6 protein-coding genes are annotated in these 8,398 nt (G+C 68.6%); 2 read left to right on the forward strand and 4 right to left on the reverse strand.

Translation table 11 applies throughout. The features are described 5' to 3' along the window. Window positions 1-40 precede the first annotated feature (40 nt). Complete coding sequence (locus tag GGC64_RS24925) at window positions 41-1,687, forward strand: acetolactate synthase large subunit (protein ID WP_192725152.1); 1,647 nt, start codon at window positions 41-43, stop codon at window positions 1,685-1,687. Here GGC64_RS24925 and GGC64_RS24930 read toward each other — a convergent pair. The 4 genes from GGC64_RS24930 to GGC64_RS24945 are packed head-to-tail and all read right to left on the reverse strand — an operon-like array spanning window position 1,630 to window position 7,860. Next, window positions 1,630-5,883 carry an alpha-(1->3)-arabinofuranosyltransferase gene (locus GGC64_RS24930; protein WP_192725153.1) on the reverse strand — a complete coding sequence of 1,418 codons (4,254 nt, stop codon included), beginning with the start codon at window positions 5,881-5,883 and terminating at the stop codon, window positions 1,630-1,632. The two genes, GGC64_RS24925 and GGC64_RS24930, sit on opposite strands and share 58 nt — an antisense overlap. 1 nt (window position 5,884) lies before the next feature. After that, window positions 5,885-6,058, reverse strand: coding sequence for a DUF2613 domain-containing protein (locus tag GGC64_RS24935; protein WP_015304237.1), 174 nt, complete (start codon window positions 6,056-6,058; stop codon window positions 5,885-5,887). A gap of 36 nt (window positions 6,059-6,094) precedes the next feature. Next, the gene (locus tag GGC64_RS24940) at window positions 6,095-7,036 is read right to left on the reverse strand and encodes a lysophospholipid acyltransferase family protein (RefSeq protein WP_192725154.1); all 942 of its coding nucleotides are present in this window, start codon (window positions 7,034-7,036) and stop codon (window positions 6,095-6,097) included. Continuing rightward, entirely contained in the window at window positions 7,033-7,860 is an 828-nt protein-coding gene (locus tag GGC64_RS24945; RefSeq protein WP_192725155.1) for a patatin-like phospholipase family protein, read from the reverse strand. The genes GGC64_RS24940 and GGC64_RS24945 overlap by 4 nt, the downstream gene beginning before the upstream one ends. A gap of 53 nt (window positions 7,861-7,913) precedes the next feature. Here GGC64_RS24945 and GGC64_RS24950 point away from each other — a divergent pair. Then, a partial coding sequence (locus tag GGC64_RS24950) for a glycoside hydrolase family 3 N-terminal domain-containing protein (RefSeq protein ID WP_304611117.1) occupies window positions 7,914-8,398 on the forward strand: 485 nt, incomplete at its 3' end.

Raw genomic sequence — 8,398 nt, forward strand, 5'->3', positions numbered from 1 at the left:
GATTTCGCCGCGCCGCTATCGTGGCGAATGGAGGTGCCACATGCCGACAGCAGCCCAGTTGATGGTCAAATGCCTGGAAAACGAGGGCGTCTCAGTCGTCTTCGGACTGCCGGGAGAGGAGAACATCCGGTTCATCCAGGCCCTGGCCGCGTCACCCATTCGCTACATCCTGACCCGCCACGAGCAGGGCGCGGCGTTCATGGCCGAGATGTACGGCCGCGTCACGGGGCGGGCCGCAGTGGTTTCGGCGACGCTTGGTCCCGGCGCCATCAATATGCAGTTGGGTGTCGCCGACGCCACGACGAACAGCACCCCGCTGGTCGCGATATCCGCTCAGGTCGGCCAGGACCGTGAGTACAAGGAGTCGCACCAGTACGTCGACCTGGTGTCGATGTTCGCCCCGATCACCCGATGGTCCGACGGCGTCCCGACGTCACGGGCGATACCCGAGATGATCCGCAAGGCGTTCAAGGTCGCCGAGACCGAACGACCCGCCGCTGTCTATCTCGCCGTGCCCGAACACATCGACGCCGACGAAGCGGATTATGACCTGAACCCGTTGCCGCGCAACGTTGTTCGAGCCGAAGCGCCGTCGCCCAGCCAGGTGGCGCGCGCGGACGAGGTGTTGCGCAACGCCAAGCGGCCGGTCGTGCTGGCAGGACACGGTGCCGCGCGCGGCGACGCGACTGCTGCGCTGGTCCGGTTCTCCGACGAACTCGGTGTCCAGGTGGCGAACACCTTCCACGGCAAGGGCGTGATGCCCGACGACCATCCCAACAGCATCGGCACCCTGGGCTTCATGCGCCGTGACTACGTCAACTTCGGATTCGAGACCGCCGACGTCGTGATCGCGGTCGGATACGAGCTACAGGAATTCGATCCGGTCAGGATCAACCCCGACGGCGACAAGGAGATCATCCACATCCATCGCTTCCCGGCCGAGGTCGACATGCACTACCCGGTGTCCGTCGGCATCATCGGAGACATCGGCGAGTCGCTGGACGCGCTGACCGACGCACTGGCCGGACACCGGTTCGACAACGAGGGCCCGGCACCGGGCGGCGGCCTGCTCGCCGACGAATTCGCGCGTGGACAGCGGGACTCCCGCTTTCCGCTGGCACCGCAGCGAATTGTCGCCGACATCCGTGCCGCGCTCGGGCGTAGCGATGTCGTGCTGGTCGACACCGGCGCCACGAAGATGTGGATGGCGCGGCTGTACCCGACATATGAGCGCAATACCTGCCTGGTTTCGAATGGCTTGTCCACCATGGCCTTTGCGCTGCCGGGTGCAATCGGCGTGAAACTCGCCAAGCCCGACGTCAAGGTGCTCGCCGTGGTCGGCGACGGCGCATTCCTGATGAACTCGCAGGAGATCGAGACCGCGGTGCGCGAGCGGATCCCGCTGGTCGTGCTCGTCTGGGAGGACGGCGGCTACGGGTTGATCGAATGGAAGATGGACCTCGAGTTGGGCGAGCATCACTACATCAAGTTCACCAACCCCGACATGGTCACCTACGCCGAAAGCTTTGGCGCGAAAGGATATCGAATCACGGCGGCCGATCAGCTGCTGCCCACCCTGAAGAAGGCGCTCGACGACGACGGGGTTTCGCTGATCGCGTGCCCGGTCGACTATTCGGAGAACCTGCGACTGACCGACACGCTCGGCCAGTTGGACGAAACGCTCTGATCGTCGCAGGCGTCGCCTTCCGGGCGTCGCGCAATCGGCACTGTCGACGCCGCCAGCATCGCCACCGACGCCAGCGCCAGCAGCTGAACACCCCACGAGTGGCCGACGTAGCCCTCGACCGACCGCCACGGGTTCTGACTCAACACCGCGCCCGCGCTGATCAGCCCGCCTGCTGCGACGCCGACTGTGACTGCCTCACAAAGCTTTTCGCGTCTACGCAGCAGATAACGGATACCGAGTGCCGCACCGGCGACGAGTGCGCCCACGAACCCCGATATCACCGCTGCGACAGCCACCGCGGCGACGCTCGTCGCCACGTGTCCAGGCCGCCACGGCTGCGACGCCGGGTCCGCCGGACGGGGACGCCGGACCGGCAGGAAGGCAAGCAGCGCAAGAAGCGGCAGCAGCGCCAGCCCGCCGATCAGGCCGGCCCGATACGGCGTGTTGGATGCGAAGGACAGCGTGATCGCTCCGGCGGTGCCCGCCGGCAGCACCCAACCCTGCTGCCATCCGTTGACGGTGACCGGCCTCAGTGCGGACCCGTCGGCGGTGCGCGCGGTCCAGCCCGGATTGATGCTCTCGGGCACCACCAGCACCCGCGACGCCTGCGCGGGTGCGACCGTCACCTCGCGGTGGTCTGCGGTCCAACGACCCACCGTGACGGGAACCGTTGCAGCCGTGCGTAGTTGGTTTGCCTGCGGGCCTGCCAGTTGCACGCCGTCGACCACGAACGCCGCGCCGGGGCTGACCAACAGTTCCTGCTGACCGGCGGGCAGTGTGATCGGCCCGGACCGGCACGGCTTGGCGGCGACGGGTTCGCCGTCGAGCAGCGCACCGACGGTGGTGGTGACAGAGGTCTGGATGAACTGCCCGGCCACGCCGATGATCGGCCCCTTGCCGCAGGGCAGGTCGACGGTCCTGGCGCGGTTGCGCGCAGCGTCGGCCGCTGCGATCGGCGCACCCCTGGTGTCGAGCGCAGTGACCTCGGCCAGTCCGGGCGGCTTGAGCTGATCGAAACCAAGCGCGGTGCGGTCGATCACGTCGTTCCAACTCAGCAGCGACACCTTCACGGTGTCGGTGACGACCGGGCGCAGGCTGACCGTCTGCGTGCCACCGTCGGCCGCCAATCTGCGCACCTCGGGTCCCGCCCCGAGATCGACCGCGATCATCGTCGGATGTGCGGGCAGCACAGAGGAACTCGGTGTGACACGGAGTCCGGCCACCTCGGTACGGGCGGGCAGTTTCAACGTCAGCGTCGGCGGCGTCCGGTACTGCACGACGCTCTGCGGCGCGGTCCATGCGGTACCGGGGTCGCCGTCCGCAGCGGCGTAGGCCGAACCGAGCACATCGATCGGGTCTGCACCACCGAGTGCCCGCGTCGTGCCGGGCTCGCTGACCAGGTCGGCAAGATTCGGGCCTTGGCGGGCACGCACCCACACCGTCGGTGTCACCTCCGTCGGTGAAGGGACGGTCAGCGTCCGGCTCATGTTCACCGGCTCCTCCGGCGACAGTGCCATCGACGCTGCGCACCGGGTGCCGTCGGGCGCTTGCGCGCAACCTTGCCTGCCCAGCAGGTCGGAGCCCAGATCCCATTGCGCGACAGCTGAATTCGGAGGTGGCGCAGGGACGACGACGGTGTGACGCAGGTTGACCGGATGAGCGAAGCCCTTCGCGTCGTACTGTGTGACGGCGAAGTCGGTGACGCCGAACTGCACCCCTGCCGACCCGTCGTCGGTGGCGACCGCGGTGATCCGCACCCACGGCGTCTCGCCGTAGGGCAGCGCGATCGTCAGCGGCTTGCCCGCCTGGTCGAAGCGCAACGTGCTGGTGCCGTTGACGGTCGACACCTCGATGCGGCGAACCTGAGCGCCGACGGCGGTGGCGCTCGGCGTGATGGTCAGTGTGGCGTTGGTGACGGGATGATCGAAGTCGACCTGCAGCCATTGGCCGACGGCTGCCTGCAGGGCATTCGACACCCAACTCGTCGAAGGATCGACGTCGATGGCGGCGGCAGGCCCGGTCGCAGGCGAAACATAGGGCAGCGCAGTCGAATCCGCGGCCGAGCTGGACACCGTGACACGGCCGCCGTTCCACTGCCCGTAGACCGTGTCGGCGCCGTTGACGGGATAGTCGGGCACCCGGTTGAACGTGTGCCGCTGATCATCGCGGGTCCTGACCGCCGACGAGTGGTCATCGACGCGGCCGTAGTCCGTCTCGCGCGCCAGCGGCGTATCCGTCACCGTCACTTGGGGTGCCGCCAGGCCCGCGCGGTGCGCGTCGCCGGTCAGCAGCATCGGTCCGAGCGGCGGCTGACCCAGCAGTCTGCGGCGCTCGTCGAGGCGCAGCAGCGCCTCGGGACCACCGTCTACCCGGGCCATCGCATCGGTGTCGACGAGGTAGGGATGCATGCCAGGTGAGCCGTCGACGCGGTAGATCTGCACCGCGGGGAAACGCGGCCGCAACCCACTGTCGGAGACGAAGCCGGCAAGCGTGCCCGCGCCGACGGGTTCGCCGAACTGCGCCACCCGCGTCAGACCCGGCGAACCTTCGATCGCCCGGTGCACCAGAAGCGGTCGCGCCGATCGTGACGCGTCTGGATCCAGGTCGTTGCGCACCACGACGTACGAAATACCCTGGCGGGCAAGGGTATCAGCGAGACCTGCCGACGGCCGGCCGGCCGCGAACAGCCGCTGCACCGAGTCGAGCGCGCGGATGGTCTCCGGCGGGGTCAGCGGAATCGAGTCGCGCACCCCCCATGGGCTGCCGCCGAGCACCTGCAGCGGTTCGTCGTGGCTGTTGCCCCACACCTGGGTGGCGAACGGCGCGCCGGGCGCCACCAGCACCCGCCCGCCGTCGGAGTTGTGTTCGTCGAGCCAGTCGGCGGTGTCGTGCCAGTACTGCGGGATCGCGTCGAAGGACCCTGGCGGTGTGAGCCTGCCTGTCCAGGCCAGCGATGTGGCTGCGGCCAACGCCGCCAGCACCACGATGCCGACCGCCACCCGTTTGTCGCGTTCCGGATGCGCGAACGCGTGGAGCCACTCGCGTCGAGGTGCGCTGCCGGGCAACGGGATTCGGCCAAGCAGATGCGCCAGCCCGAGCGCGAGCGGCAGCCGAAGCAGCGGCTCCAGCTTGTGCATGTTGCGCAGCGGCGTGCCGCCGGCGTCCAGGAACGCTTGAACATGCTGCGCGACAGTCGATCCCAGCCCACCCGAATAGCCAACGGCAAGCAGAACGACACCGGTCAGCAGGATCACGATCAGCCGGCCGCGCGAGGGCATCGTCCGCATCGCCAGCCCGGCGAGGCCGGCCGCTGCGACCAACGTCGTCGCCAACACCGCGACCGACCCCGTCACCAGCGAAGCCCCTGCCGTCGCGGCCGGCGCGACGAACGGCGTCCACGCATCGGTGCCGCGCAGCATCTCGGTCAGCGACATCCATTGCGTTGTCACGCCTGAGGACTCGATGAAGTCGAGGAACGGCGGGCTGATCCGGCCGAGCATGACCAGCGCGACCACCCACCACAGCACCGCCAACACGATGCAGAGCGCCCACCACGCCGCGAAGCGCCACCACAAGCGGTTCGGCCGATGACACAGCAGCCAGATCGCCGCGGCCAGGCAGGCGGTCAGCGTGGCCGCCGCGTTGACCGCACCCATCAAAGCGATCGCCACTGCCGACCGGGCCGCCAGCACCCGCACCCGCGGGTCCCCTCGCAGAGCGAGGATCACCGGCAGTAGCACCCACGGCGCCAGCATCATCGGCAGCGTCTCCGAGGAGATCGCGCCGAGGGTGGTCAGCACCCGCGGTGACAGTGCGAACGCCGCCGCGGCGATCACCCGCGACGTCGGGCTGCCGATGTTCAAGGCCTCGGCGACCCGCAGCAGGCCCCAGAAGCCGACCGTGAGCAGCAGCGCCCACCACAGCCGCTGCGTCACCCAGCCGGGCAGACCGAGAAAATCGCCGGCAAGGAAGAACGCCCCGTGCGGGAACAGGTAGCCGTAGGCCTGGTTCTGCGCCTGACCGAACGGCAGCTCGCTGTTCCACAGATTGAAGGCGCGGGCCAGAAAGCGCAGCGGATTCGCGGTGAGGTCGAGCTTGGTGTCGGGCGAGATCTTTCCGGGCGACTGGGCGAAGGTCAGGATCAGTGCCGCCGCCGCGGCCAACCACAGCCAGCGCCGCTGCAGCGGCGCGGTCACGCTATGTTCTGTCGCCGTACTCGACCCTGTTGAGCACCGATGAAGCCGGATCGCCCGGGGCCACCGCGGGCTTGTTGTCCTGCTGCACCATCAGCGTCACACCGAACACGGCGGCCGCTCCCAGCAGCAGGCCGACAACGATGCTGGCCGCGGCGGGAACGATGAACCGATCCATGCGGCCAAGGTAGCAGAGCCGACCGTTCAGCTGCTGCTAGCCCGTGACGTGGCCGGCCACCCAGGCGTCCACCCGGCTCCACGTCTGCTCGAGCCATGGAGCCAACTGATCGGGTGGCGGAAGCTCGTCGGAGGGGACCAGAACAGTGCGGACCAACAACCGTCTGTTCATCGGAAGCTGCCACCACACGCGGGCGCGCCCGTCGGGCGAGAATCCCGTGTGCGTGAGCACGAGGACATTGGCGTGCGGCGCTCCGGACAACGCCGCGGCGGTGCCACCCGTGCGCGGGGGCAGCGTGTGCGTCTGACGCCATGCCCGACGCGCCTCTCGCATCCTGCCGGTCGAGCGAAGCCGCACGATCGCCTCGCGCCACCGTGCCCAGGTGAAGTTCCCGCCCTCGGGGAACAGCAGCAGCGCCTGCCCGCCGACCATCGAACCGGCAAGATCGCGAATTTGCTTGCGCGCCTTGTTGCCTCGATGACGCAGAAAACACAGGCAGCCCATGTCGCCGACGAGATCGAGAACGGGCTCGCATCGCAGCAGCGCCTTGAGCACGATGCGCAAGCGCAGGCCGTAGTAAATGTTGAGCAACCAGGCCACCAGCAGTGTGTCCCCCGGCCCGCAGTGCCGCGACAGCACGATCAGCGGCTCGTCGCGTGGGATCTGCTCCGGCGTCGGTGAGGCGTCGTCGAGTTGCACGTCGAGATCCAGCGTGCGGCGCCCGACGGTGTGGGCCCTGTCCAGGACATCGCGGACGAACCGGTCGCAGTCCTGACCGCCGCGCAGTAGCTGCCACAGCGCCCGAAGTTCCAGCAGCGCATATGCCATCAGCACGCCGAGAGTTCGCACCGGCAGGGTTGACCGAGCGATCAGTCCAGCGACGCCACCGATGGCGAGCAGCAGCGGCCAGACCACGAGGATGCCGATCATCGCGGCGGTCGCCACCGGCACCGTCACGGCTCGGCGCAGCAGTTTCACGGCAGCGCCTCCAGATACTCGCGGGTCGCTTCGTAAGCGAGTTCGGCCCGCCGCGCGATGCGGCGGGTGTCGCGGTAACGCAGGTTCGACCAGGTCGACGCCGGTCGCTGCGGCAGTCCGCTCGGCAGCACATGGACGGCCACCTCCGGCCCGACCCGCTCGAGATCGCTGTGGAAGCGGTGCCTGCGCGATATCTCGAACGCGGTGAACCCGACCTCCCATAGAAAGCGTGGCGGTGCGAGTTCCTCCTCGAGGCGCCCGACGTGCAGCACCCAGATCGTGTCGGCGCCGTGCCGCACGGCCCGGTCCAGCGGAATGCTGTGGACGAGGCCGCCGTCGAAGAAGTGCTCGTCGCCGATCCGCACCGGCGGGAAAACGCCGGGCAGCGCACACGACGCGAGAACGGGCTCGATCAGCTCCCCGGAGTTGAACCAGTGCTCACGGGCCTGTTCGATGCTGGCCGCGACGCACTCGAACGGCACCGCGAGTTCTTCGAAGGTCTGCACGGGCAGCCACGCGCGCAACATCCGGCGAAGCTCGTTGTTGTCGTGCAGCGAGGTTCTGCGGCGGACAACTTCGGCGAACCGCCGGAGCATCGAACCGTCGAGCGCGCTCTCGTTGGGCAGCGCGTCCCAGAACGCCAACAACTGCTTGGCGCCTGCGGGGGTGGGATCAGCCGCGAGTGCTGCGCCGTTGATCGCGCCGACTGAGGTGCCGCACACCACGTCGGGTCGCACACCGGCATCGAGGAGTGCGCTCGCCATGCCGGCTTCCGCGGCGCCGAGCAGGCCGCCGCCGCCCAGCACAAACGCCTGGCACGCCATGGGGGAGGAATACCCACGACGCGGCGTTTGGTCGCACATGACAGCATGGCGGGATGGCCTTGCCTCGTCGACTGTGTGTTCTGGCGGCGCTTTCTTCGATATTGGCGGCCTGTTCGTCCCCGGCCCCGCAACCGACTCCGTCCGCGACGACGCCGGCTCCCACGATGGCTGCGACGGTGGCGCCTGCGCCTGCGGCCGACCCTGCCGCGCCTGCGTGCGGTGACGGACCTGCGCTGCTGGCCAGCATGACCACCCGCGACAAGCTGGCCCAGCTGCTGATGGTCGGAGTCACCGGCGCGGCTGACGCCAAGGCTGTCGTGCAAAACCACCACGTCGGTGGCATCTTCATCGGCAGCTGGACCGATCTGTCGATGCTGTCCGATGGCACCATCGCCGACATCGCCGACAAGGGTCCGCTGCCGCTTGCGGTCAGCGTCGATGAGGAAGGCGGCCGGGTCTCTCGCCTCGCGTCGCTGATCGGCAGCCAGCCGTCGCCGCGGGTGCTCGCGGCCACGCACACCCCCGACGAGGTGTACAA

It is taken from the genome of Mycobacterium sp. OAS707, assembly GCF_014873705.1.
In the GTDB taxonomy this organism is placed as follows: domain Bacteria; phylum Actinomycetota; class Actinomycetes; order Mycobacteriales; family Mycobacteriaceae; genus Mycobacterium.